Annotated in this window: 19 protein-coding genes and 1 pseudogene; 9 read left to right on the top strand and 11 right to left on the bottom strand. The window is 73.3% G+C overall.

The genetic code is table 11. The features are described 5' to 3' along the window. Nucleotides 1-811, top strand: a pseudogene (locus ACFVU9_RS34220) (hypothetical protein); the annotation flags it as partial. 128 nt (nucleotides 812-939) lie between these two features. On the opposite strand, the gene ACFVU9_RS34215 reads toward ACFVU9_RS34220, so the two are convergent. Beyond that, nucleotides 940-2,307: a hypothetical protein gene (locus ACFVU9_RS34215; RefSeq protein ID WP_387600161.1), complete on the bottom strand. Its 1,368-nt coding sequence runs from the start codon at nucleotides 2,305-2,307 to the stop codon at nucleotides 940-942. A gap of 168 nt (nucleotides 2,308-2,475) precedes the next feature. Further along, nucleotides 2,476-3,297 (bottom strand): helix-turn-helix domain-containing protein, encoded by an 822-nt coding sequence (locus tag ACFVU9_RS34210; RefSeq protein WP_387600158.1) that lies wholly within the window; start codon nucleotides 3,295-3,297, stop codon nucleotides 2,476-2,478. A 273-nt stretch (nucleotides 3,298-3,570) separates the two neighbouring features. Here ACFVU9_RS34210 and ACFVU9_RS34205 point away from each other — a divergent pair, with 273 nt between their 5' ends. After that, nucleotides 3,571-5,247 (top strand): beta-1,3-glucanase family protein, encoded by a 1,677-nt coding sequence (locus ACFVU9_RS34205; protein WP_387600155.1) that lies wholly within the window; start codon nucleotides 3,571-3,573, stop codon nucleotides 5,245-5,247. 72 nt (nucleotides 5,248-5,319) lie between these two features. Here the strand turns inward: ACFVU9_RS34205 and ACFVU9_RS34200 are convergent, their stop codons facing one another. The 4 genes from ACFVU9_RS34200 to ACFVU9_RS34185 form a co-directional block, all read right to left on the bottom strand. After that, nucleotides 5,320-6,099, bottom strand: coding sequence for a DeoR/GlpR family DNA-binding transcription regulator (locus tag ACFVU9_RS34200; protein WP_380448870.1), 780 nt, complete (start codon nucleotides 6,097-6,099; stop codon nucleotides 5,320-5,322). A gap of 94 nt (nucleotides 6,100-6,193) precedes the next feature. After that, on the bottom strand, nucleotides 6,194-7,039 hold the full coding sequence (locus ACFVU9_RS34195) for a carbohydrate ABC transporter permease (protein WP_380448867.1): 846 nt from the start codon (nucleotides 7,037-7,039) through the stop codon (nucleotides 6,194-6,196). Beyond that, a complete protein-coding gene (locus ACFVU9_RS34190) occupies nucleotides 7,036-7,974 on the bottom strand; it encodes a carbohydrate ABC transporter permease (protein ID WP_387600151.1) in 939 nt (312 codons plus the stop codon). Before ACFVU9_RS34190 ends, ACFVU9_RS34195 begins: the two co-directional genes overlap by 4 nt. A 44-nt stretch (nucleotides 7,975-8,018) precedes the next feature. Further along, nucleotides 8,019-9,278 carry an extracellular solute-binding protein gene (locus ACFVU9_RS34185; protein ID WP_387600148.1) on the bottom strand — a complete coding sequence of 420 codons (1,260 nt, stop codon included), beginning with the start codon at nucleotides 9,276-9,278 and terminating at the stop codon, nucleotides 8,019-8,021. 317 nt (nucleotides 9,279-9,595) lie between these two features. On the opposite strand from ACFVU9_RS34185, the gene ACFVU9_RS34180 reads away from it, so the two are divergent. The 6 genes from ACFVU9_RS34180 (at nucleotide 9,596) to ACFVU9_RS34155 (ending at nucleotide 16,980) form a co-directional block, all read left to right on the top strand. Next, the gene (locus ACFVU9_RS34180; RefSeq protein WP_387600145.1) at nucleotides 9,596-11,587 is read left to right on the top strand and encodes a ricin-type beta-trefoil lectin domain protein; all 1,992 of its coding nucleotides are present in this window, start codon (nucleotides 9,596-9,598) and stop codon (nucleotides 11,585-11,587) included. A 205-nt stretch (nucleotides 11,588-11,792) separates the two neighbouring features. Further along, the gene (locus ACFVU9_RS34175) at nucleotides 11,793-12,707 is read left to right on the top strand and encodes an SIS domain-containing protein (protein ID WP_387600142.1); all 915 of its coding nucleotides are present in this window, start codon (nucleotides 11,793-11,795) and stop codon (nucleotides 12,705-12,707) included. Beyond that, nucleotides 12,704-13,633 (top strand): ROK family protein, encoded by a 930-nt coding sequence (locus ACFVU9_RS34170; RefSeq protein ID WP_380448837.1) that lies wholly within the window; start codon nucleotides 12,704-12,706, stop codon nucleotides 13,631-13,633. The genes ACFVU9_RS34175 and ACFVU9_RS34170 overlap by 4 nt, the downstream gene beginning before the upstream one ends. After that, nucleotides 13,630-14,634, top strand: coding sequence for a 1-phosphofructokinase family hexose kinase (locus tag ACFVU9_RS34165; RefSeq protein WP_387600139.1), 1,005 nt, complete (start codon nucleotides 13,630-13,632; stop codon nucleotides 14,632-14,634). Before ACFVU9_RS34170 ends, ACFVU9_RS34165 begins: the two co-directional genes overlap by 4 nt. Beyond that, nucleotides 14,625-15,485, top strand: coding sequence for a ketose-bisphosphate aldolase (locus ACFVU9_RS34160; RefSeq protein ID WP_387600136.1), 861 nt, complete (start codon nucleotides 14,625-14,627; stop codon nucleotides 15,483-15,485). The genes ACFVU9_RS34165 and ACFVU9_RS34160 overlap by 10 nt, the downstream gene beginning before the upstream one ends. 235 nt (nucleotides 15,486-15,720) lie before the next feature. After that, nucleotides 15,721-16,980 carry a family 1 glycosylhydrolase gene (locus tag ACFVU9_RS34155; protein WP_387600133.1) on the top strand — a complete coding sequence of 420 codons (1,260 nt, stop codon included), beginning with the start codon at nucleotides 15,721-15,723 and terminating at the stop codon, nucleotides 16,978-16,980. A 56-nt stretch (nucleotides 16,981-17,036) separates the two neighbouring features. On the opposite strand, the gene ACFVU9_RS34150 is transcribed toward ACFVU9_RS34155, so the two are convergent. From ACFVU9_RS34150 to ACFVU9_RS34140, 3 genes are all read right to left on the bottom strand, one after another. After that, the gene (locus ACFVU9_RS34150) at nucleotides 17,037-19,136 is read right to left on the bottom strand and encodes a SpoIIE family protein phosphatase (protein ID WP_387600130.1); all 2,100 of its coding nucleotides are present in this window, start codon (nucleotides 19,134-19,136) and stop codon (nucleotides 17,037-17,039) included. Between the two features lie 104 nt (nucleotides 19,137-19,240). Next, entirely contained in the window at nucleotides 19,241-19,849 is a 609-nt protein-coding gene (locus ACFVU9_RS34145; RefSeq protein ID WP_387600127.1) for a TetR family transcriptional regulator, read from the bottom strand. A 154-nt stretch (nucleotides 19,850-20,003) separates the two neighbouring features. After that, on the bottom strand, nucleotides 20,004-20,801 hold the full coding sequence (locus tag ACFVU9_RS34140; RefSeq protein ID WP_387600124.1) for an AraC family transcriptional regulator: 798 nt from the start codon (nucleotides 20,799-20,801) through the stop codon (nucleotides 20,004-20,006). Between the two features lie 136 nt (nucleotides 20,802-20,937). Between ACFVU9_RS34140 and ACFVU9_RS34135 the strand changes: the two genes are divergently transcribed. Next, the gene (locus tag ACFVU9_RS34135) at nucleotides 20,938-22,092 is read left to right on the top strand and encodes an MFS transporter (protein WP_387600121.1); all 1,155 of its coding nucleotides are present in this window, start codon (nucleotides 20,938-20,940) and stop codon (nucleotides 22,090-22,092) included. 66 nt (nucleotides 22,093-22,158) lie between these two features. Here ACFVU9_RS34135 and ACFVU9_RS34130 read toward each other — a convergent pair whose 3' ends face one another. Both ACFVU9_RS34130 and ACFVU9_RS34125 read right to left on the bottom strand, forming a co-directional pair. Beyond that, complete coding sequence (locus tag ACFVU9_RS34130) at nucleotides 22,159-23,091, bottom strand: hypothetical protein (RefSeq protein ID WP_387600118.1); 933 nt, start codon at nucleotides 23,089-23,091, stop codon at nucleotides 22,159-22,161. 382 nt (nucleotides 23,092-23,473) lie between these two features. Further along, entirely contained in the window at nucleotides 23,474-24,430 is a 957-nt protein-coding gene (locus ACFVU9_RS34125; protein ID WP_387600115.1) for an L-tyrosine/L-tryptophan isonitrile synthase family protein, read from the bottom strand. Nucleotides 24,431-24,455: the final 25 nt, after the last annotated feature.

Raw genomic sequence — 24,455 nt, 5'->3', positions numbered from 1 at the left:
CCGCGGCGGCCGCGCAGGCAGCCCCGTCGGGAGCCACGGCCTCGGCGGCGTCGGCTGTACCGGCACCGGCGGCCCCGGCGTGGGGACCTCCGGATCCGCCACCGGCGGCAGCGGCACGCTGACCGGCGGGGCCGCCACCACCTCCATCACCACCACCGGCGGCGCCGGTGTCGGTTCCGGCTCCGGCGCCGGCGCCGGCCCTACCACCGTCAGCGGTGACGGGGGCAACGGCGTCGGAGGCATCGGTGACGGCGGTGCCGCCACGGGCGGCACCGGGAGGGTGACCGGCGGCCCCGCCACCACCTCCATCACCGCCACCGGCGCGGTCGGCGCGAGCTGCAGCAGCCTGATCACCCTGGGCAAGGGCGGCGACGGCGGAGCCGGCAGCACCGGCAAGGGCACCATCGCCGCCGGCCAGGCCCCGGCCGGAGTCACGATCACGGTAAACGGCGGCAACGGCGGCGCCTGCCTGACCCTGCTGGGCGCGGCCTCGGGCACCGGCGGGGCCGGCAACGCCGGCACCATCACCGGCAGTACCGCCAACGCCACCACCTTCAGCGTTCAGGGCGGCGACGCGGGCGCCATCAGCATCCCGGGAAGCCTGCTCACCGCCACCGGCGGCATCGGCAATTCCGGCACCATCACCGGCGGCAGCGGCAACGACACCCTCACCGCCACCGGCGGCTCCCGCCTCGCCCTCGGCCTGCCGGTGCGCTCCGACGCCAACACCGGCTCCATCAACCTCGACGGTGGAACCAACTCCTGCACCCTCGCCCTGCCCGCCGGCCCCGGAACCACGAGCGGCTGCTGAAAGCATCGCCCACCCCAGGCACCAGTGGGCGGTGTGCATCGTGAAGTTGCAGGTCACGGGCCCGGTGTGCGTTGATGACACCGGGCCCGTGCCAGCCGCGGGTGGACGACTCCGGCGGAGATCACCCGTCAGCGGCGGAACAGGCCGCGCCGCTTTGCCGGGGGTGGCGGTGGCGGGTCGAGGAGGGCCTCGACCGCGTGGAGGAAGGGGCGGGCCTCGGCGGTCATGCCGGTCCGGTGCAGACGGTGGCGTCCTTCCCCCTCCCACTCGCCCAGCACCGCCCCGCGCTCGCCCGTGATCGGGTCGACCGCGTACTCCAGGGTGAAGGTCCGCAACGCGGACCCGTCGCTCGGCCAGGCCAGCACCACCGCGAAGGCTTCCGTCGCCGCCCGCGGCACCGGCAGGGCGACGAGGAGCATGCGGTGCCGCCCGCCCCGGACGAAACCGCCCCGGAGGCCGTCGGGCTCCAGCCGGTGCTCGACGGGCAGGCTCGCGCCGTACTCCTCCCAGAGCCGTCGCAGCTCGGTGTCGAGCCGCTCCCCCGGTACCGAGCCCAGCTCCGGGAGCGAGGGCAGCAGGCGGTGCGCGAAGCGGTAGTGGTGCGGACGCGGCGCGGGCAGGTCCCCTCCCCCGCCGGCCAGCCGGGTGACCGCGGCGATCACCTCGTCCACGTGCACGAGGTCCAGCAGACCGCCCTCGCCCACCTCGGTGAGCGGCGTCAGCTCTCCGCCGCGCCACCAGTAGGTGTGCCGGGACAGCGGCGCGGCGGACGCGTCGCACTCCCGGGCGGCCGTCTCGATCAGGACCTGCAGCACATCCGGTACTTCGACGTCGAACGGCGCGAACAGCAACCGGAACGGCGTCGGGAACGCCACCACCGCGCCGTCCGGCGGCAGGTCCCGCCCGGTGACCGCACGGTAGAGCGCGTCCAGGACGAGCACCCGGCTCCCCGTCAGCGCCGAGCCCCCGGTGACGACGTGAAGGCTGCCGCCCTGCCCGGTCGGCCGGACCTCGTGCCGCTCGACGGGCAGCCGGGCGAGCCGCGCCCGTGCGTCCACGCGCAACCGCGACGCGTCCCCGAGTTCGGCGACGGCCTCCGACGTCAGCACCTGCCAGCCGACGGGCGACTCCAGCGCGAGTAACTCCAGTACCCCGGGCGCGATTTCGAGCGCGTGCGGGAGCCGCGCGGGATCGACCAGCGTGGTGGCGTCCAGGAGCACCGGGTAGAGCCGGGCGGCCGTCTCCTCCGGGGAGCCCGCGTCGCCCGCCATCGGCCCCTGGACGGCGACGACAAGTTCGAGGACGTGGGCCCGGACCAGTTCCGCCAGCGGAACGTCCGGCCGCCGTTCCACCAGCTCCAGCAGCCCGCCGAGCCCGTAGTCGCGCCCGTGAAGGTCCCGGGCCACCTCCCCGTGCAGGGTGACCTCGTTCCCGAACTCCGCGAACGCCGCCCGCACGTGCGCGGCCAGCTCCGGCTCCAACTCGCGCTGCCCCATCGTCCCCTCCCGGCTCCCGGTCCGCCCCGTCCGACCGAAGACGTGACCGGTGTCCCACCCGGTTGCCACGACCGGGACGATGTCCGGATCCCGCCGTCCGCGCGGCATCACGGCGCTCGCGGCGATTCCAGTCCAGACCGGTCCAGAGCTGAGCCGTACTGCCGTCCGCTACCCCCGGTCGACGGTGGCGGCGAGCAGCGCCAGGCGCTCGGCGTCACGGCTGCCGGGCTCCGCGGTGCCGACCAGCAAGTACTGTCCGGACGCGTCCTGCACGTCGAACGTCTGGTAGGCGAGGGTGAGCCGTCCCACGCGCGGATGCTGGAAGGTCTTGCTCCTGCTCCCGAGTCGGCCGACGTCCTGCCGGCTCCACAGGGCCGCGAACTCCTCGCTCTCCGCACGGAGTTCGTCGACCAGGGCGACCGTGCGCGGGTCGTGCCGGTCGTGCCCGTAGGCCAGCCGCAGCGCGGCGACGGTGTCGCGGGCCACGGTGGGCCAGTCGACGAACAGCTCCCGGGCCGCCGGATCGCGGAACAGGGAACGGACCATGCCGCGCCGGTCCGCGAGCGGGGAGAGCAACGCGTCCGCGAGGGGGTTCGCGGCGAGGACGTCCAGCCGGCGGTCGACCACGTAGGCCACGGCCGACGGGAACGCGTCCATCAGGCGCAGCAGCTCCGGTGCGACCAGCTCCTCGTCCGGGGCGTGGGCCTGGGTGCCCGGCACGAGCCCGGCCAGGCGGTAGGCGTGCCACCAGGCATCGGCATCGAGCTTGAGGGCCCGCGCGAGGGCGTCGACGACCTGCCCCGAGGGATGCCGCTCGCGTCCCTGCTCCAGCCGCGTGTAGTAGTCGGCGCTGACTCCCGCCAGGACGGCGACCTCCTCGCGCCGCAGCCCGCTCACCCGACGGCCCGCGGAACTCGGCAGCCCCACGTCGGCCGGGCCGACCCTCGAACGGCGCGCCAGCAGGAAATCCCCCAGGTCAGAGCGGCTCATGCCAGGGATCGTACGCCGACCCTTCCTGGGAGTGGCGCACCCAGGAAGACCCGTCCTGCCGCATGGGCGCGATCGGATGGCGACACGCACACATGTCACGGGAAGGCGGCATGAGAACCCGAGCTGCCGACGGCTGCCTTCGGGAAATCAACCGAAGCAGGCTTAAGAGCCGCTTACGGTGACAGATATTGACGTGTTCGCGCCCCGGCGGGAGGGTGGCGGGCAGGCGGCGCCGTCCGGGTCGCCGCCCGTCCCCCACCCCCCGGAGTCCCCGTGATCACTCGTCGGACCATGCTCGGCGCCTCCGTCGCGGCCCTGGCCACGCCCGCGCTGTTCGCCCTGTCGCAGCGCGCCGACGGCACCACCACCCCGCAGCGGCTCGACGTCGATCTGGTCAACACCGTGCCGTCCCAGCCGGTTTACGCCTACGTCCTCGGTCTCGACCCCGCCCAGGGCAACAGCTGGGCCTTCCTGCGCTCCGACGGCAGCACGCTCTACCACCCGCCCTCCCCCACCGCCCCGGGCGCGCCGCTCGGGGCCGACTGCGCCATCGCGCTGGGCGCATCCGGTGGCACTCCGCGGCGGATCAGCCTGCCGTACCTCTCCAGCGGGCGGATCTACTTCTCCATCGGCCGCGAGCTCACCTTCCTGATCAACCCGGGCCCGGGCATCGCGCTGCCCTCGGTGAGCAACCCCACCGATCCCAACATCGCCACCGCCTACGGCTTCTCCGAATTCACCTACGGGCCCGACCAGTTGTACGCCAACATCAGCTACGTCGACTTCGCCGCCGTCCCGATCGCCTTCGACCTGACCGCCGGCGACGGACGGCAGAGCGTCAGCGGCCTGCCCGTCGGCGGCCTGGAGTCCGCCGCGGCCGCGCTGCGCACGCAGGCCACCGCCGACGGCGGCGACTGGTCCCGGCTGATCGTCCCGGACCCCGCCGGCCGGACCCTGCGCATCCTCAGCCCCAACACCGCGATCAGCAGCGACCCGTCACTGTTCAACGGCTACCTGGACGACTACCTCTCCGCCGTGTGGCAGAAGTACCAGAGCACCGACCTCGTGGTCGACACCCAGTCCGGCTGGGGCACCGTCACCGGCCGGGTCCGCGACGGCGTCCTCACCTTCCCCGGTGCCGGCGGCTTCACCAGGCCCTCCACCGCCGCCGTCTTCAACTGCAGCTCGGCGCCGTTCACCACCGGCAACGACCTCATGGGCAACCTGAGCGCACGGCTCGCCGCCGCGCTCAACCGCACTACCCTGCTGGACGATCCGCATCAGCCCGACGGCGAGAACCCGGCCGCCTTCTACTCCGCCGCGCGCACCAACCACTACGCCCGTATCCTCCACGCGACCAACCCGGACCACCTCGGCTACGCGTTCCCCTACGACGACGTCCACCCGGGCGGCGTGGACTTCGAGGGCAAGGTGCAGTCGGCGAACCCGACCCTGCTGTCCGTCACCGTCGGCGGCACCCGGACCCCGCCCGGCCCAGGGCCGTCGCCGTCGCCGTCGCCGTCGCCCCAACCCGGCGGCGGGACCAGCGCGTTCGGCACCATCCGGGCCGAGTCCTACAGCGCGCAGTCCGGCACCGCGCTGGAGCCCTGTGCCGACACCGGCGGCGGCCATGACGTCGGCTGGATCGCGAACGGCGACTGGCTCGCCTACGCGGGCGTCGACTTCGGCGGCTCCGGCACGACCCGCTTCCTCGCCCGGGTCGCCTCCGGCGCCGCCCCCGGCATCAGCGGGCTGGTCCAGGTCCGGCTGGACAGCCCGACCGCCGCACCGGTCGGCAGCTTCGCAATCGCCGACACCGGCGGCTGGCAGGCCTGGCGGACGGTGCCCGCCGACATCACCCGGACCACCGGCACGCACACCGTCTACCTCACCTTCGCCAGCGGCCAGGGCGCCGACTTCGTCAACGTCAACTGGTTCACGTTCGGCTAGCCGACACGCTGTGACCGCCAGGTGCAGCACGGATCCGGACTGCACGGGCAGCCCGGCCGCCCGCGGCGGTCGTCAGACGCAGAGCACCTCGACGCCCTGGGCGGCGATCTGCTCGACCACCTCGTCGGGTGCGTCGCCGTCGGTGACCAGTACCGCGATGTCGCCGATCGCGCAGACCTTGGCGAAGGCGCGCCGGCCGAGCTTGGTGGAGTCGGCGACGACGATCACCTTGGCGGCCCGCTCCGTCATGGCGCGGTTCGTACTGGCCTCCCCCTCGTCGTGGGTGGCCGCGCCGAAGGCGGGGTCGATCGCGTCCACGCCGAGGATCATGCAGTCCATCGAGAGGCCCTGGAGCACGAGGGTGGCCAAGGGGCCGGTCGCCTCGTAGGAGTTGGACCGGATGACGCCCCCGGTGATGACCGTCTTCACGTACGGGCGCACCGCCAGCTCGTTGGCGATGTTGATGGCGTTCGTGACGACGGTCAGCGCCGGCCCCTCGGTGTGCTCGGCGAGGTCCGCCCGGACGGCCAGCTCGCGGGCGACCTCCGAGGTCGTCGTCCCGCCGTTGAGGCCGACGACCGCGCCGGGCGGCACGAGCCCGGCGGCCGCCCGCGCGATGCGGTGCTTCTCGTCGGCCTGCCGCGCGGTCTTGTAGCGCAGCGGCAGGTCGTAGGCGACCCCGCCCAGGACCGCGCCGCCGCGCGTGCGGGTCAGCAGCTGCTGCCGGGCCAGCTCCTCCATGTCACGGCGGACCGTGGCCGTGGAGACCCCCAGGAGCTCGGCGGCCTCGACGACGTCGATCCGGCCCTTGTCGCCCAGGATTTCGAGCAGTCGCGTCCACCGGTCGTGCATGCCCACTCCACTTTCCACTGTCTGCGCCGTCACCAAGCGTATATCGCGCGTGGATCATGCGGGACCGGCCGAGGAGGTCTCCCCGTCCGTTTCGCTACTTGACCGAGCCGGCGGTGAGGCCCGCGACGACGTGGCGTTCGATGAAGGCGAAGAGGATGACGACGGGAACGATCGCGACGAGTGACGCGGCGAACACCTGGTTCCACTGCACGCTGTAGGCGCCGATCATGTTGTCGATCCCGACGGTGAGGGGCTGGCGCTCGGGCGTGGTGGTGAGGGTGAGCCCCATGACGAACTCGTTCCAGGCCGAGATGAACGTGAAGATCACGGCGGTGACGACGCCGGGCAGGGCCAGCGGCAGGGTGACCCGGAAGAACGCGCCGATCCGGCTGCTGCCGTCGATCTGGGCGGCCTCCTCCAGTTCCACCGGGATGGAGGCGATGTACGCGCTGAGGATCCAGATCGCGAACGCCAGGTTGAAGGCGGCGTTGGCGAGCACCAGCACCCCCACGCTGTCGAGGAGGCCGAGGGTGTGGAACTCCCGGTAGAGGCCGACCTGGAGCGCGGTGGGCTGGAACATCTGGGTGATCAGGACGAGGAGCAGGAACGCCTTGCGGCCGCGGAAGCGGACCCGGGCGGTGTGGTGCGCGGCGGGCAGGGCGACCAGCAGCACGAGCAGGGTGGAGCCACCGGCGACGAGGAGGGTGGTGCGGAGGTTGCCGCCGAGGGTGGTGTCGGTCCAGACCCTCGTGAAGGAGGAGAGGTCGAAGCTGGTCGGCAGGTAGGCGTTGTCGCGCAGTTGGCCCGCGGGCCGGGTGGCCGTGACGAGCATCTCCAGGTAGGGCAGGAGGAAGAGGGCCGCGAGTGCCCAGGCGGTGGCGGCGTAGAGGGCGGTCCGGGCGGTCGGGCGGCGGGCGGGCGACCGGGGCGGGCGGTTCATCGGTTCTCCTGCTCGTTCCAGCGGCTGACCTTGAGGAAGAGCAGCACCATGACGATGACGGCGGCGAAGTTGACGACGGACATGGCGGCGGATTCGGCGACGTCGTAGCCGCGCAGCATGTACATGAACACGGTGGTGGTGGCGGTGTCGGCGTTGGGTCCGCCCTGGGTCATGCCCCAGATGACGGGGAAGGAGTTGAAGACGTTGATGAGGTTGACGACGAGGGCGACGAGGAAGGCGGGGCGCAGCAGGGGCAGGGTGACGAGCCGGTAGGTCTGGCGGCGGGTGGCGCCGTCGACGCGGGCGGCTTCGTAGACCTCGGTGGGGATGGTCTGGAGACCGGCGAGGAGGGTGTAGGTGGTGAAGGGGAGGGAGACGAAGACCGCGACGGCGATGAGCCAGGGTTTGGCGTGGGTGGCGTCGCCGAGCCAGGCTTGGGGGCGGTCGATGAGGCCAAGGTCGAGCAGGAGGCGGTTGAGGACGCCGGCGACCTGGTCGAGCATCCAGCGGAAGCCGATCGCGGTCATGAGGACGGAGGCGGCCCAGGGGGCGATGAGGGCCCAGCGGGTGATCCGTCGGCCGGGGAATTCCTGGTTGAACAGCTGGGCGAGGGCGAGCGAGAGCAGCATGGTCAGGCCGACGACGGCGACCGTCCACAGCACCGTCCAGCCGAGGACCTCGGGCAGGCGCGGGTCGGCGAACAGCTTGCGGTACTTGACCAGGCCGGCCGCGCCGTGGTCGGTGCCGGTGGTGTCGATGCGCCGCAGCGAGGTGCGGACCATCTCCACCACCGGCCAGACGACCACGGCGAGGATCAGCAGGACGGCGGGCGCGATCCACGGCAGTGGACCGAGGCGGTCCAGGAGGCGCAGGGGCCGGTGGGCCCGGCGGGCCGTGCGGCCCGCCGGGACGGCGGTGGTGGCGGGGCGGGACACGGGGGATTCCTGTCTGTGGCTCGGCCGACGGCTCACTGACCGGCTCACTGGCCGGCCTGCTGGGCGGCCTGCTGCAACGCGCCGAGCGTCTTCTTCGGGTCACTGACGGCGGTGCCGATCTGGGTCTTGACCTGGGAGGAGACCGCGGGCCAGGTCGGGTCGCTCAGCGGGTAGAAGCTCGCGGTGGGCAGGGCCTGCAGGAACGGCAGCAGGTCCTTCTCGTCCGGGTCGCCCTGCAGGGCCGCCGACGCGGATTGGGTGACCGGCAGCAGGTTGTACTCCTTGGCGAACTTCACCACGTTGTCCTTGCCGTAGGCGAAGTCGAGGAACGCCTTGACCTGGTCCTTGTGGCCGCGCTTCTTGAAGGCCATCATCCAGTCGCCGACGCCGAGGGTGGCCTTGGTGGCGCCGTCCTTGCTCGGCATCGCCGTCCAGCCGACGTCCATGCCCTTCAGGTCCGCGAGCTGCCCCGGGAAGCCGTTGAGCATGCCGACCTTGCCGGAGGCGAAGTCCTTGGTGAGGTCGGTGCGGTTGACGGCCGCCGGGCTCTGCTCGGTCAGGCCCGCGTCGACCCAGGACTTCAGCTGCGCGAAGGTGTCGAGGTTGGCGGGCGAGTCGATGGCGTAGTGCCCGTCCTGCCCTTGGTAGCCGCCGTGGTTCTCCAGCATCCAGATGAACGACTCGCCCTGCGCCTCCTCCTTGCCGAGGGGCACGCCCAGCGGGATCTCGACTCCCGCCTTCTTGAGCGCGGTGGCGGCGGCGGTGACGTCCGCCCACGTCCTCGGGGGCTTGGCCGGGTCGAGGCCGGCCTTGCGGAAGAGGGCGTTGTTGACCAGGAACAGCCGGGTACTGGCGACGAACGGGATGCCGTACTGGGTGCCGTCCTGCTCGCCCGCCCGGGCCATCGCGGGGACGAAGTCGATCGCGGTGTTCCCGGAGAGCACCTCCTGGGCCGGGTAGAGCAGGCCGTCCTTGGCGAAGTCCGCGTAGCCGCCGGTCTGCAGGAGGTCCGGCTGGTTGCCGTTCTGCACCATCGTCTTGACCTGGGCGTCCAGGTCGTTCCAGTTGATCACCTGCAGGTCGACCTTGATCTTCGGGTTCTGCTGCTCGAAGGCCGAGATCACGCCCTGCCAGTAGGCCTGGCCGGGGTTCTGTCCGTTGGAGCCGTAGTCCGCCGCGACGAACTTGATCGTCGTGGTGCCGTCGGCCGAGGGCCCGGAGCCGTCGGAGCCGGAGCCGCAGGCCGACAGCGTGAGCGCGGCGGCCAGACAGACGGCGGGGAGGACGAGGACGCGCGGGTTCATGGGGGACCGCCTTTGCGGGGAGGAGGGGGTCGCGAGCCGGCCATGCGCCGCCATGCTCATTGATGAGCGAAGCAGGCAGATATGCGCACGCTTGAACATTCTCGCGAGGAGAGTGTGCAACGCCGACACCCCCGCAGGCCAGTCGGCGTTACCGAAGTGTTGCCGGAAGATTCGGTCGACAGGACTCCGCGCCGATGCCTTGACTCATGCGCACCGCAGCCTCGAAGCTGTCGCGCACACGCTCGAAGATGCCCACTCGACGTGGATTTAGAGCAACTCTGCTCATTCGACTCCAACCCGCCGTGGAAGGATTCCCCATGACCAGACGCCCCCTCCGGGCCGCGTCCGTCCTGCTGTGCACGACGCTGATCGTCACCGGCTCCGCCCTCACCGTGACCCCGGCCGCCGCCGACGACGGCGTGACCGCCCCGGTCGCCAACTACTCGGCCGCGGCCACCCCGCAAGAACCGATCGCCGCCACCCCGCCGATGGGCTTCAACAACTGGGCCCGCGCCACCTGCACTCCCCAGGCGCCGCTCGACGGCTCGCCGCGGCTCGGCTACTCCTTCCAGCAGTACATGGAGGACAACGCCAAGGGCCTGTCCGACGCCGGCCTGATCGCCGCCGGGTACAAGACCGTCACGGTCGACGACTGCTGGATGTACCGCAACGGCTCCGGCTACCTGCACGGCGCGGCCAACTGGGGCTCGCGCACGGACGTTCGCGACACCACCCAGCAGCCCGGCTTCGACGACGAGCTGACCGCCTACGGCGACTACCTGCACGGCCTGGGAGCCAGGTTCGGCATCTACGAGACCTCCGGCACCCACACCTGCTCGACCGTCGCACCGACCTCGCCCAACCTGCCCAACGGCAGCGAGCACTACGAGCAGAACGACGCCGGCTCCTTCGTCTCCTGGGGAGTCGACACGCTCAAGTACGACAACTGCGGGCAGCAGGAGCCGATGCGGACGCTCGACAGCCGCATGGCGGGCGACCTCGCCACCGCCGTCACCGCCGCCAACAACGCCGGCACCCCCACGCCGAACGTCACGTTCAACATCTCGGCCCCCGCCGCCTACGGCAACGGACCCACCAAGTCCGACGCCATGACCTGGGTGCGCGGCCTCGGCCAGCTCTGGCGGGTCGGCCCGGACATCTTCAACGACTACGACAACGGCGCCACCGACCCGTGGAACCAGCCGCTCGGCGTGCAGTCCTCGTACAACTTCGGCGCCTACCAGAGCTTCGACAACTCCCTGGAGCTCAGCCGCTACCAGGGGCCCGGCGACTGGAACGACGCCGACATGCTGCTCATCGGCGACAACGGCATGACCACGGCCGAGGAGCGCAGCCAGATGTCGCTGTTCTCCGCGCTCGCCGCGCCGCTCGTCATCTCCACCGACGCCCGCAAGTTCTCCCCGTCGTACATCTCCGCGCACCCGGCGGAGGCGGCGCACCTCAACGCGTCGGTCGGCATCCTGGGCAACTCCGAGGTCATCGCCGTCGACCAGGACCCGCTGGGCGCCGGCGGCCAGCGGGTGGTCGGCGGCGCTGCCAACGCGGACGGCACCCCCGCCGCGAGCAGCGGCATCGACGTCGTGGTGAAGCCGCTCGCCGACGGCAGCCGCGCCGTAGTGGTGCTCAACAAGGGTGCTTCCGCCGCGAATTACACCCTCGACCTGCACGCGATCGGCTTCGACGCCACCGGCGGCTACACCGTCCGGGACCTGTGGGCGCACACCACCGCGACGTCGGCAGGCACCGTCGGCCTCACCGTGGCCCCGCACGACAGCGCCATGCTGAGGATCACCCCGCCGAGCGGCAGCGGCGCCACACCGCGCGGCCAGATCACCGCCTCCCGCGACAGCTGGGGCAAGGCCTCGCTCTGCCTGGACAACTACCAGTCCCGGACCGCCGACACCGCCGTCGACGTGTACCCGTGCTCCGGCACGTCCAACCAGCAGTGGCAGCGCGACACCGACGGCTCCGTCCGGCTGCTCCAGGGCGGCGGCGCCGACCTGTGCCTCACCGCGCAGAGTTCGACCGGCGCCGGGGTGGTCAACGGACAGCAGGGCCAGTGGGTCGGCGTCGCCCCCTGCGGCTCCGCCCCGGGCTACCAGAGCTGGACGTACGACCGCGACGGGAACCTGAAGCTCGCCGGCACGAACCTGTGCCTGGACGTCTACCGCGGCACCACCACCACGGCGGGAACCCCGGTCGACGTCTACACCTGCGGCGCCGCACCCGGCGCGATCCAGACCAACCAGACCTGGGCCGCGCCCTTCGACACCCCGCCCGGCGCCTGACGTCGGGCTGAGCGGCCCGGGGCGGGTGGCGCGGCCTCGACATCGGCAACCCGTCCACCCCCGTATCCATCCGCCCCGGGCCACTTCCTCTGCTGCAATGTTCTGCGCACTGTTGCGCACTTCTGCTCATTTTCACTATCTTCAGAGCATCACCGCGCAGGCGTCGCCGCTCCGCCGCGCCTCTTCCCCTATGCAGGAGCCCTCCATGACCCACGTCTCCGACGAGATAGCCAGCCAGCCGAGCACCTGGCGCCGCGCCCTGGACCTCACCCCCGGCGGGCTGCCCGAGCCCGGCGAACGGGTCGCCGTCCTCGGCTGCGGCACCTCGCTGTACATCGCGCAGGCCTACGCCGCACTGCGCGAAGCCGCCGGTCAGGGCGAGACCGACGCCTTCGCCGCCTCCGAGTTCCCGGCCGGCCGCCGCTACGACCGGGTGCTCGCCATCAGCCGCTCCGGCACCACGACCGAGGTCCTCGCCGCCCTGCGGCAGGCCGCCGACGTCGGCACGCCCACGGTCGCGATCACCGGCGACACCGCGACCGCGATCAGCGCGGCCGCCGGCACCGTGATCGACCTGGGCTTCGCCGACGAGAAGTCGGTCGTGCAGACCCGGTTCGCCACCACGGCGCTCGTCCTGCTGCGCGCCCACCTCGGCCTCGTCCCCAGCGACCTGCCCGAGCAGGCCGAGCGCGCCCTCCTCACCCCGCTGCCCCAAGGGGCCGTGGCGGCGCGCCAGTTCACCTTCCTCGGCGCCGGCTGGACGGTCGGCCTGGCCAACGAGGCGGCGCTCAAGCTGCGCGAGGCCTCCGGGTCGTGGACGGAGTCCTACCCGGCGATGGAGTACCGGCACGGCCCGGTCAGCGTCACCGAACCCGGCAGCGTGGTGTGGTTCTTCGGCCCGCCGCCGGCCGGACTGCTCGACGAGGTGCGGGCCATCGGCGCGCTCGCCTCCGTCTCCGACCTCGACCCGCTCGCCGACCTGATCCGCGCCCAGCGCCTCGCCGTCGAGCTGGCGCACGGCCGCGGCCTCGACCCCGACCAGCCGCGCAACCTCACCCGCTCCGTCGTCCTGACCGCCCCGGCCGGGCCGGGTTCCTCCGGGCCGGAGGGCACGGCATGACGGTCATCGCCCTCGACGTCGGCGGCACCCAGATCAAGGCCGGCGCCATGGCCGACGACGGCACCCTCGTCCACACCGAACGCCGTCCCACCCTCGCCGAACGCGGCCCGGACGCCGTCGTCGACACCGTCCTCGGGTTCGCCGCCGACCTCGCCCGCACGTTCACGCCGTCCGCCGTCGGCATCGCGGTCCCGGGCATCGTCGACGAGACGACGGGCACGGCGGTGTTCGCGGGCAACCTCGGCTGGCAGCACGTCCCCGTCCGGAGCTGGCTCACGGAGGAACTCGGCCTTCCGGTGGCCTTCGGGCACGACGTCCGCGCCGGCGGGCTCGCCGAGGCCAGGCTCGGCGCCGGCCGCGGCTGCCGCTCCTTCCTGTTCGTCCCGGTCGGCACCGGCGTCGCCGCCGCCGTCATGCTCGACGGCCGGGCCCTGGCCGGCCGGCACAGCGGCGCCGGCGAACTCGGCCACCTGCGCGTGCGGCCCGACGGGGAGCCCTGTCCCTGCGGCGGCCGCGGCTGCCTGGAGACCGTCGCCTCGGCCGCCGCCATCGCCCGCCGCTACGGCCGGGCCACCGGGGAGACCGGCCTCGGCGCCAAGGAGGTCCAGCAACGGGCCGCCGACGGTGACGACGTCGCGGCCGGGATCTGGCAGGACGCCGTCGAGGCGCTCGCCGACGGCCTCGCCGCCGCCGTCACCCTGCTCGACCCCGAACGGATCGTCATCGGCGGTGGTCTGGCCCAGGCCGGGGCCTCGTACTTCGACCCGCTGCGCAGCGCGCTCGCCGACCGGCTGACCTTCCAGGGCATGCCGCGGATCGTCCCCGCGCGGCTCGGCCACCAGGCCGGGTGCCTGGGCGCCGCCCTGCTCGCCCGGGACCTCCCGGGCGTCCGGGTGCCGGCCCCGCTCCGGAGGGCCGACCGGTGATCCTGACCGTCACGCTCAACACCGCCCTCGACCTCACCTACCGCCTCGACCGGCTGCGGCCCCAGGCCGACAACCGGGTCCGCGAGGCGGCCGCCCGCGCCGGCGGCAAGGGCGTCAACGTCTCCCGCGTCCTGCACGCCCTCGGCCACGAGACGGTCGTCACCGGCCTGGCCGGCGGGCCGAGCGGCGACGCCGTCCGCGCCGATCTCGCGGCGGCCGGGCTCACCGACGCACTCGTCCCGATCGCGGGCGAGACCCGCCGCACCGTCGCGGTCGTCGAGGACCACCTCGGCGACTCCACCATCCTGCTGGAGCCGGGCCCGGTGGTCACCGGCGCCGAGTGGAGCGCCTTCCTCGGCCGGTACGACCGCCTGCTCCCCCGCGCCCGTGCGGTCGTCCTCTCCGGCAGTCTCCCCGGCGGCCTGCCCGACGACGCCTACGCCGTGCTGATCCGCCTCGCCCACGGCCACGGCGTGCCCGCCGTCCTCGACGCGAGCGGCGACGCCCTGCACGCCGGCGTCGAGGCCGCACCCGCGATCGTCAAACCGAACGCCGCCGAACTCCGGGCCGCCAGCGGCACCGCCGACCCGCGCGCCGGCGCCGCGGCGCTACGGGCCGCCGGTGCCCGGGCGGTGGTGGCCTCGCTCGGTCCCGACGGCCTGATCGCCGTGACCCCACAAGGGAGTTGGCGGGCCAGGCCGCCGCGCGCACTCGCCGGCAACCCCACCGGTGCGGGCGACGCGGCCGTGGCCGCGCTGGCGCTCGGGCTGGTCTCGCACACGCCGTGGCCGCTGCGGCTCACCCGCGCGGTGGCCCTGTCCGCGGCCGCCGTCGCCGCGCCGCTGGCCGGGGACTTCGACCCCGCGGTCCACCGCCGCCTACTTCAGGAGGTGACCGCCGAGCCGCTCACCGAAGCGTCAACTGCTGCTCCTCCAGAGGCCGTTCAACCAGATTCCGCTCAAGCACCCACCGCTCGCGAAGGAGAGTCCCGATGCCACTGACGGGTACCGGAGAGATCGTCACCGCCGCCGGCACCGGTCGCGGTGTCGGGGCGTTCAACGTCATCCAGCTCGAACACGCCCAGGCCATCGTCGCCGGCGCCGAGGCCGCCGGGTCGCCGGTCGTCCTGCAGATCAGCGAGAACGCCGTCCGCTACCACGGCGGCCTGGCCCCGGTCGGCCGGGCCGTCCTGGCCGTCGCCGCGGCGGCCGCCGTGCCGACGGCGGTCCACCTCGACCACGCGACCTCCGCCGAACTCGTGCGAGAGGCAGTCGAGTTGGGCTTCTCCTCGGTCATGTTCGACGCCTCCGTCCTGGACTACGCCGACAACGTGCGGGCCACCGCCGAGGTGGTCGCCCACTGCCACGCGGCGGGGGTCTGGGTCGAGGCGGAGCTCGGCGAGGTCGGCGGCAAGGACGGCGTGCACGCCCCCGGCGCGCGGACCGACCCCGCCGAGGCCGCCGCGTTCGTCACCGCCACCGGTGTGGACGCCCTGGCCGTCGCGGTCGGCACCTCGCACGCCATGCTCACCCGCGACGCGGCGCTGGACTTCGAACTGATCTCCGCACTCCGGGAGGCCGTGCCCGTCCCCCTGGTCCTGCACGGTTCCTCCGGCGTGGCCGACGACCACCTCGCCACCGCCGTGCGGCACGGCATGACCAAGATCAATATCGCCACCCACCTCAACCAGGTGTTCACCACCGCCGTCCGCGAGGTGCTCGCCGCCGACGAGCGGCTGGTCGACACCCGGCGCTACCTCGGAGCCGGCCGCTCCGCGATGGCCGAGGAGGTCACCCGCCTGCTGGGGGTCCTGAACACGGCGCCCCGCGGCCTGTCCGTGAGCTCGCTCTGAGGAGGTCCACCCGAGCGAGGAGATCCACCCGAGCCCGCTCCGGCCGTGACACGGCCCGGAGCGCGCTCCCCGGCCGAGCGATCGAAAACATTGCCTCGCTAGGTTTTTAGTTTTACCGTGGCAGGGACGCAGCGGCTCCCCCACCCGCTCGCCCCGCCGCCGCCGACGCACCGTGTACGACTCCAGCCCGCCGCGCCGGCCGACGGACCCCTGCCCCCGTGAAGGACGTCCCGCCATGTTCGCCTGCGGCTCCGGTCTGCCCCTCCCGTCCGACTTCCTCTTCGGCGCCTCCACCTCGGCCCACCCGACCGAAGGCGGCAACACCGCCAGCGACTGGTGGCACCTGGAACACGGCGATGCCGCCCCGGTCCCCGAACCCAGCGGCGACGCCGCCGACAGCTACCACCGCTGGCCCGCCGACCTCGACCTGCTCGCCGAACTGGGCTTCACCGACTACCGGTTCGGCATCGAGTGGGCGCGCATCGAACCCGCCCCCGGCCACATCTCCCGCGCGGCCGTCGCCCACTACCGGCGCATCGTCGACGGAGCCCTCGACCGCGGCCTGCGCCCCATGGTCACGCTGCACCACTTCACCCTGCCGCGCTGGTTCGCCGACCGCGGCGGCTGGCGAGCCCCGGACGCCGTCGACCGCTTCGCCCGGTACGCCGCGGCCACCGCGCCGATCATCGGGGACGACGTCCGGCACGTCTGCACCCTGAGCGAACCGAACCTGGTCGCCGCGCTTCCGACCGCCGCCGCCGTTCCCTCCCCCCGCCCGCCGCTCCCCGATCAGGCGCCGACCGATCCGACGCTGACCGGGCCGGCACTGGCCGATCCGGCGCTCACCGAGGTCCTTGTCCGGGCCCACGCGGCCGCGACCGCCGCCGTCAAGGAGGCCTCGCCCGCCGTCCGCACCGGGTGGTCCGTCGCCAGCCGGGCCTGCCAGGCCGTCCCCGGTGCCGAGGAGGCCATGGCCGCCTACCGCCACGCCCGCGAGGACGTCTTCCTGGAGGCCGCCCGCGGCGACGACTGGATCGGCGTGCAGGCCAGCACCCGCACTCGAATCGGCCGCCAGGGCCCGCTTCCCGTGCCCGAAGGCGCCGAGGTCACCCTCGGGGGCTCGGAGTACGACCCCGCCGCACTCGGCGAGGCGCTGCGCCACACCGCGTCCGTGGTCGGCGACGTGCCCATCATCGTCACCGGGAACGGCATCGCCACCAACGACGACGGCCGCCGCATCACCTACACCCGCCGAGCCCTGGAGGACCTGGCCCTGGCCCTCTCCGACGGCCTCGACATCCGCGGCTACCTGCACGGGAGCGCCCTCGACGGCTACGAGTGGGGTTCCTGCCGGCCGACGTCCGGCCTGATCGCCGTCGACCCGCACACCTTCCTGCGCGTCCCGAAGCCCTCCGCCCGCTGGCTCGGCCGGATCGCCCGCACCGGCATCCTGCCCTGGCCCGCCGGGTCCCCGACCGAGCGCTCCGCCGAGTGAACGGCCGGCCGCGCCGACGGACGAACGGCCGGCCGGCCGGCCGCGACGGGCCGGGGTCAGCCGGCCCCGCCCGCGATCGGCTGTTCGGCCCAGATCGTCTTGCCGCGCCGGCCGTAGCGGCAGCCCCAGCGGGTGCTGAGCTGGGCGATCAGGAACAGCCCCCGGCCGCCCTCGTCGGTGTTGCGGGCTCTGCGCAGCCTGGGCTGGGTGTTGCTCGGGTCGGTGACCTCGCAGAGCAGCACCCGGTCGCGGATCAGGCGCAGCCCGATCGGGGCGCCGCCGTACCGGACGGCGTTGGTGACCAGCTCGCTGACGATGAGCTCGGTGGTGAAGGCCAGGTCCTCCAGCCCCCAGGCCGCGAGTCGCCGGGCGACGGCCTCGCGGGCGGCGCCGACCGCGGCCGGATCCGCCGGGAACTCCCAGTGCGCGGTGGCCCCCTCCGGGACGGCCCGGGTGCGGGCCAGCAGCAGCGCGATGTCGTCGCGGCGCGGGTGGGTGCCGAGTTCCGCGAGCAGGGCGTGCCCGGTCTCGGTGAGGCTCCGCCCCGGTCCGCAGAGTCCGGGGAGGAGGTCCGCCAGCCGCCGCAGTCCGGCGTCGGCGTCGTGGTCGTCGCCTTCGAGCAGGCCGTCCGTGCACAGGACGAGGACGCTCCCGGGCGCCAGGTCGATCGTGGTGGCCTCGTAGGGCGCGCCGCCCACCGCCAGCGGCGGGCCGGGGACGACCGCCACCACGTGCGCGGTGCCGTCGGGGCGCACCACGACGGGCGGCGGGTGCCCCGCGCTGACGAACGTGCACCGGCAGGCGACCGGGTCGTAGACGGCGTACAGGCAGGTGGCGCCGACGGCGTCCTGGGTCCCGGGCGGCGCCTCCTCGGCGAGGCGCTGGACCAGGTCCTCGACGTGGGTGAAGAGGTCCTCGGGGTCCAGTTCCAGGTCGGCGAGGGTGCGGATCGCGGTGCGCAGCCGGCCCATGGTGGCGGCGGCGTGCAGGCCGTGGCCGATCACGTCGCCGACGACCAGGGCGACGCGGAGCGACGGCAGCGGGATCACGTCGTACCAGTCGCCGCCGATCTCGGCCCCGCCGCCGGCCGGACGGTAGATCCCGGTGGTCTCGGTCGCCGCGGTGTCGGTGGTCTCCGGCGGGAGCAGTCGCCGCTGGAGCGCGACGGCCGCGCGGTGCTCGCGGGTGTAGCGGCGGGCGTTGTCGATGGCGAGCGCACCCCGTGAGGCGATCTCCCGCAGCACGCCGGCCTCCCGTGCGGTGAACGCCTCGGGGTCGTCCACCCGCCAGACGGACAGGCTGCCGAGCATCAGGCCGCGGGCGAGCAGCGGGGCCACGACCGTCGAGCTCCCGCCCTCGGGGAGGAGCAGTCCGGTCAGCCGCTCGTCGCCGCCGAGCAGGGCGGCGGCCTCGTCCCGGCCGAGGATCACCGCCCCGTCGCGGCGCACCCTGGTGACGACGTCGCGGTCGACGTACGGGAGGGCGGGGATCGCGTCGCCCAGCTGGACGTGCCCGGCCGGCCAGGTCCCGTCGGCCGACGCGACGGCGACCTTGCGCATGTGGGGGTCGCCGCCGCCGATCCAGCGCGGCGGCTCGTCGCCGGCCAGCACGGCGTCGGCCAGGTCGACCGAGGCGAGCTGGCCGAGGGCGGGGACCACGACGTCGGCCAGTTCCTGGGCGGTGCGCTCCACGTCGAGCGATCCTCCGACGCGCAGGGCGGCCTGGTGGAGCACGTCGAGGTGCCGGAGGGTCCGCTGCTGTTCGACGGCCGCGTCGGCCTCCGTGGCGGCCGTGCGTGCGTCGGCCTCCGCGCGTTGGGCGCCCGGCCGCGCGGGGTGTGCCAGGACGAGGACGTCGGACGAGCCCTCCAGGGGCATCGTCCGGAAGGCGACGTCGACCGTGTGCCCGGAACGGTGCCGCAGGAGCGCCCGGCCGGCCGTCGGGACCGCGCCGGATGCGGCACGGGACGGCTTTTCCGGATTACGCGCGAGCAGGTCCCGGACGGGATAGCCGCAGACCTCGTCGGCCTCGCGCCCCACCAGTTCCGCCGCTGCCGCGGACCACCGCGTCACGGTGCCCCGGTCGTCGAGGACCGCGGCGGCGAGGGCATCGAAGGTGGAGGGCCGGTCGTCGGCGGAACCGCTGGGAACGTCCATCTCGCTCCTCGTCGGTGGAATCACCCGTCCCAGGAGGACCATCCCATTATCGGCGCCCGGGCCCGGACCGGCCGTACGGCGGCGGCCTCCCGCCGCCCGCGCTGTCAGGCGTCGGGCTTGCCCGCTCCCAGCGAGTCGAGCAGGACGTCGCGCAGCCGGGCGATGTCGTCGGCCATGTCGATCGACGGATCCAGCAGCCACTGGATCTGGAGCCCGTCGGTCGCGGCCAGCAGGATCCGGGCCGCCCAGTCGGCGTCCGCCGTACCGGCCAGACTGGGGGGCGCGGTGGCCGGACGGCCCGCGCCGAGGGCGCGGACGATGCGCTCGTTGAGCACGCGGTAGCGCTCGGTGAAGAACGCGTGGGCGGGGTGCTCCGGTTCGGCGGCGGCCGCCGCCAGGTCGACGAACAGCTTGACCAGTCCGGGCGTCCGCGCCGCGTCCGCCACCATGTCGGCCCGCCAGAGCGCGTCCTCGTGCCCGAACTCCTCGGCCGCGGCGGCGTCGCGGGCTTCGAGCACGGCGGTGAGGAGGGCCTCCCGGCCGCCGAAGTGGTGCAGGACGCCCGCGTCCGTCAGCCCGACCCGCTCGGCGATGTCCCGGACCGACACCCCCCGACTGCCGGCCTCGGCGTAGGCGGCCAGCGCGGCGTCGAGGATCATCTTCCGCTTGGCGGCGGTCTTGGCGTAGGGGCCGCGGGGTTTGCGCGTACTCACCGCAGCACTCTAGCCCCGGCCTGCGACGAAAACCTCGCGCTACTGACTTTTCACGCTTGTCGTGGCGCCAGGGCACGGGCCGTGGTCACGGCCGTGGTCGCCCTTGGCGCACTCCCGTGCGTCGCCAGTGCCGGACATCGGGGGCCTCGCCGCCTCACGCGCGAACACCCGATTCGCCCGCGCCACGGTAGAACGCACTCGGAGCCCGGCCGACGGCGCGGCGGAACATCGCGGTGAACGCACTCGGTGTCGCGTACCCGAGCTCGGCGGAAACGCTCGTGACCGGAGCGTCCCGCGCCAGCAGGGTCAGGGCGTGGACGAGTTTCGCCTGACGGACCCAGTGGGCGAGGGTCATCCCTGTCGCGGCGGAGAACCGGCGATGCAGGCTCCGCGTGCTGAGGTGGGCGCAGGCCGCCGCCGATTCGGCCGTCCAGCGGGCGCCCGGGTTTTCTCGGATCGCGGAGCACAGGCGGACGAGTGCGGGGTCGGCCGGGGCGGGGAGGTGCAGGGCCGGGACGGGTTCCGGCTCGAGTTCGAGCAGCAGCAGGTCCATCAGCTTGCCTTCGCGCCCGTCGAGCTCGTAGTCGATCGGCAGCCGGGTCGCCTCTTCGACGAGCTCGCGCAGGAGGGGGGACACCGAGACGACCAGCGGGCCGGTGAGCAGGCTCGGCGCCGCCGACGGCTCGATGTAGAGGGTCCGCATGCGCACGGCACCCGTGCAGGTCATCGCGTGGGTCACGCCGGCCGGGACCCAGACCGCACGCGTCGCGGGAACCACCCAGATCCCTTGGTCGGTGGTGACGGTGACGGCCCCGCTGGTGCCGTAGATCAGCTGTGCCCGGCGGTGGCTGTGCGGGGGGATGTGGTGCCCGTCCGGGAGGTCGCGGGCCATGGCCGCCACGGGCCTGGGGACGAGCTGGTAGTCGTCGCGGTCCTCGCTCTTGCCGTGCATTGGCACACTCTCGACAGTAGACGGCACATCGGCGACAGCTTGCCATGTCCCGCCCTCCCTAGCGTGTCCTCACGTGATCGAATCCGACTATCGACAGCACCGTGGCAAGCGTCCCGCTCAGCGGCGGCTGACTGCCTTGCTGGCCACCACCAGCGCGGTGACGGGGGCGAACGTCTACCTCTGCCAGCCGCTGCTAGGGGACGCGGCCGGATCGCTGCACGTCTCCGCCGGGGCGCTCGGCGCACTGCCCACCGTCACACAGGCGGGGTTCGCCGCGGGGATCGCGCTGATCGTCCCGGCCGGTGACGGTGTCGACCGGCGCCGGCTGATACTCGGTCTGTGCGCGGCCTCCTCGCTCGTTCTCGCCGCCTGCGCCGTCGCACCGACGGCCTTCTCGCTGGTGGCCTGCGGCCTGGTCCTCGGCGTGCTGTCCCCGGTCCCCCAACTCGTGGCGCCGGTGGCCGTCGCGCTGGCCGGCGCCGACCGGATCGGCCGGACCCTGGGAGTCGTCCAGGGCGGACTGCTCGTCGGAGTGCTGGCGTCCCGCGCCTATTCGGGCGTCCTCGCCTCGGCGGCCGGGTGGCGCGCGGTCTTCTGGTGTTCGTGCGGGGCGACCGCGCTGCTGTCGCTCGCCCTCCGGCGGGCCCTGCCCGCTCTGCCGCCCGCCGGACCCGTGACCTACCGGAGCGCGCTGTCGTCCGTTCCGAAGGTGTTTGCCGCCGACCCGCTCATCCGCCGGGTCACGCTCTCAGGCGCGCTGGTCGGGATCTCCTTCGGCGCGTTCTGGACTCCGCTGACGTTCCTCCTGGAGGAGCGCTACCACTACGGTTCCGCCGCGGTGGGCCTGTTCGGCCTGGTGGCCGCCGCGAGCGCCCTGGTGTCCCCCCTCGCCGGGCGTCTGGCCGACCGCCTGGGCCCACGGCGCGCCCAGACGGTCGTGATCGGGACGGTCCTGGCCGGTTGGGCCGTCCTCCTGCCCGGCGGGACGAACCTCGGCCGGCTGATCGCCGGCGTGACGCTGCTCGACATCGGGACGTGGAGCAACCAGGTGGGCTGCCAGCGGATCCTGTTCGCGCTGCGGCCCGCCATGCGCAGCCGACTGAACGCGTGCTACTTCACCCTCCGGTTCCTCGGCATCGCCGTCGGCTCCTTCGCCGGCACCCTGGCGTGGCGGTACGGCGGGTGGGGCGCGGTGGCCGCCGTCGGCGCCGCCGCCTGCGCTTCAGCCCTGCTGCTGACCGCCGGCCGACCGCCCCGACCCCTCACGAACCACAGCCCAGCAGCTTCATGATCGAGGCCCTCGTGTCCTCCGTGCGAGCCCGGCCCGCACCGGGCCCACCACCCGCAGACACCGTCGTCAGTGCTGTGGACGACCGGGGTTCAGGAGCGGTTCCACGTAGTTCGGCGTCACGCCGGGGTCGGTGTGGACGATGTCGGTATAGCGTCCGGTCTCCTTCCCCCACTGGTAGTGACCGCTCATCCAGTCCTCGTAGACGCCCAGGACGCGGCGGATGCGGTCCTGATGATCGGCGGGGAGGCGGGAGGCTTCCAGGATGTGTTCCATCTGGCGGCGCCCCTGGACGTACCAGGCCGTGCGCGCGTCGGTCATGTCCCGCGCCCGGGCGGCGGCCTCGGGCAGGCTGCAGCCCACGCCGGCCTGGATCACCAGCACCACGTTGTGCACGTCGCGGCGGGCGAGTTCCTTGGGCAGCGAGCGCAGATCGTTCTGCCAGCAGATGATGTCGCACGCCGCCAGCTCCAGGTCCTGGAACTCGCGCGAGTGGTAGAGATCCGGTGGCACCGCGTGGTGGACGAGGGCTTCGGCGAGGTCGTAGACGATGTGCATCGCCCCGGAGTCACGGCGGTGGACCAGGTACTCGAAGATGGTCGGGACCTCGTGCCGGGCCCTGCGCTCGGCCTCCCCCTGGTAGGAGTCGAGGAAGTCACGGGTGTGCTTGTACAGGCGCTCCGACCACGCCGCCGGCATGCCGACGCAGGTCCGCTCCAACAGGTCCGCCAGCGCACGCGCGACAGGCGGCAGGTGCCCGGGCTCGGCGACGTTTCCGCCGAGGACGTCGTCGAAGGGACGCATCGCCTCACGCCACCGACTCGGGAGACGACCGAGAGGGCCTTCGTCTCCCTGGTCGTCGATCATGAACATCCAGGTCTTCCAGTCGGCACCGAGCAGGAGCTCCTCCACACCGACCCGGGCGTAGACGTAGGCCGCGAGCCGCCCCGACCGAAGCCGGTCGAACCGGGCCGACGCCGCATCCGAGGAGAGCAGTCCCATCCGCCTGGCCCACGCAAGGGTCGAAGCCTGGGCCTGATCGGCGTGCGGATGCACTCTCAGGGGGAACGGGACCGCCAGTTCCGGCACGGCGAAGTCGCCCGGGCCCGCTGACGCCATGAGATCACCTCGTCTCCCATCGGTGGGGAGGACCTCGTAGCCGGGTCGACCGTCAGTCACTGCCCGCTTGGGTGGGCCTGTCCCTCACCCGGCCATGCCGAACTTCTACCCGGACTACGAGATCTCTACTGCACGATGTGGGGAATCGGGTACCGGTGCGCCGGTCACAGGAGGAAGACGGCCACGCCCTCCGCGGCACTCGTCCGCGCGCAGGAGTGCCGAACCGCCCCCTCGCTCCCCGTAGGAGCGAGAGGGCGGTCGTGTCTCAGTCGGCAAGCGGGCGGGACTCCTCGAAGTGGCTCGGCCTGCCGTCGCGCAGCACCAGGGTGCCCTGCTGCTCGGCGTCGGCGCGGCGCATCAACTGCCAGGTGCCGTCGGCGCGGTGCAGGACGGTGGAGTGCCAGGGGGTGGTCCAGGCGTCGGGGGCGTCGAGCAGGCGGATGCCGAACTTGGCGGCGCCGCGCGGCTGGGGGTGGATGGACAGGCGGACGGTGCGGGGGTGGTGCTCGGCGATGAGGTCTCCCCACGCGCGGCTGCGCTGGATGACGCCGTAGGCGCGCTGCCGGCACTCGCGCTGGAGGGCGGACCTGGTGCCGGCGAAGTCCACGGTGTCCTCGGTGAGGAAACGGGTGATGCCCCGGTAGAGCGCGAGGGTGTGCTCGTCGCGCCGCACTTCGGCGCGCAGTTCCTCGACGGTGGGCGCGTACGCGGCGTGCACCCGGGCGCGCTTCTCGTCGTACGGCAGGTCGCCGAGCACGTCGCGCAGGTCGAAGACGGACAGCCGGGTCAGGCCCTCGCGGCGGATCAGGGCGGCGAGTTCGTCGGAGTAGGCATCGATGTGCGGGTCCGGCACCCGGATCAGGTCGCCGAAGATGTGCCCGTCGGAGCAGATCTCCATCCGGGCGCCCGGCTCGTACACCTCGCCGACCGCCCGGCAGAGGTCGTCGAGGAAGGTGAGCGAGAGGCGTTCGCCCTCGTCGGGGAGATGGCCGAGGACCTTCGCGGGGCTGGGCGACTTGCAGGGGAAGCCCGGCAGGGTGAAGACGATCCGCTCCCCCGCCTCGACGAACTCGGCCAGCTGCCGCAACTGTTCGGGGAAGTCTTCGACGGCGGCCGGGGTCGCGGTGTCGGTGGCGCGGCGGTGGGGCAGCAGCAGTTCCAGAACGGCGGCGCAGGTCTGCCGGACGGGTCTGGACGTGCTCGTGATGGACTCGGTGGGCATTGCGGCTCCTCCATGAGGGCATGGC

The sequence above is a fragment of the Kitasatospora sp. NPDC057936 genome, assembly GCF_042887525.1.
Classification (GTDB): Bacteria; Actinomycetota; Actinomycetes; order Streptomycetales; family Streptomycetaceae; genus Kitasatospora.
Note: the sequence above shows the minus strand (reverse complement) of the source record. Positions and strands in the feature narration are given on the sequence as shown.

Excerpts from the sequence above, each read along its gene's own strand:
- ACFVU9_RS34210 (WP_387600158.1), bottom strand. The coding sequence starts at position 3,297 with ATGAGCCGCTCTGACCTGGGGGATTTCCTGCTGGCGCGCCGTTCGAGG.
- ACFVU9_RS34180 (WP_387600145.1), top strand. The coding sequence starts at position 9,596 with ATGACCAGACGCCCCCTCCGGGCCGCGTCCGTCCTGCTGTGCACGACG.
- ACFVU9_RS34195 (WP_380448867.1), bottom strand. The coding sequence starts at position 7,039 with ATGAACCGCCCGCCCCGGTCGCCCGCCCGCCGCCCGACCGCCCGGACC.
- ACFVU9_RS34150 (WP_387600130.1), bottom strand. The coding sequence starts at position 19,136 with ATGGACGTTCCCAGCGGTTCCGCCGACGACCGGCCCTCCACCTTCGAT.
- ACFVU9_RS34170 (WP_380448837.1), top strand. The coding sequence starts at position 12,704 with ATGACGGTCATCGCCCTCGACGTCGGCGGCACCCAGATCAAGGCCGGC.
- ACFVU9_RS34160 (WP_387600136.1), top strand. The coding sequence starts at position 14,625 with ATGCCACTGACGGGTACCGGAGAGATCGTCACCGCCGCCGGCACCGGT.
- ACFVU9_RS34215 (WP_387600161.1), bottom strand. The coding sequence starts at position 2,307 with ATGGGGCAGCGCGAGTTGGAGCCGGAGCTGGCCGCGCACGTGCGGGCG.
- ACFVU9_RS34125 (WP_387600115.1), bottom strand. The coding sequence starts at position 24,430 with ATGCCCACCGAGTCCATCACGAGCACGTCCAGACCCGTCCGGCAGACC.
- ACFVU9_RS34175 (WP_387600142.1), top strand. The coding sequence starts at position 11,793 with ATGACCCACGTCTCCGACGAGATAGCCAGCCAGCCGAGCACCTGGCGC.
- ACFVU9_RS34200 (WP_380448870.1), bottom strand. The coding sequence starts at position 6,099 with ATGCACGACCGGTGGACGCGACTGCTCGAAATCCTGGGCGACAAGGGC.
- ACFVU9_RS34185 (WP_387600148.1), bottom strand. The coding sequence starts at position 9,278 with ATGAACCCGCGCGTCCTCGTCCTCCCCGCCGTCTGTCTGGCCGCCGCG.
- ACFVU9_RS34140 (WP_387600124.1), bottom strand. The coding sequence starts at position 20,801 with ATGCACGGCAAGAGCGAGGACCGCGACGACTACCAGCTCGTCCCCAGG.
- ACFVU9_RS34155 (WP_387600133.1), top strand. The coding sequence starts at position 15,721 with ATGTTCGCCTGCGGCTCCGGTCTGCCCCTCCCGTCCGACTTCCTCTTC.
- ACFVU9_RS34130 (WP_387600118.1), bottom strand. The coding sequence starts at position 23,091 with ATGGGACTGCTCTCCTCGGATGCGGCGTCGGCCCGGTTCGACCGGCTT.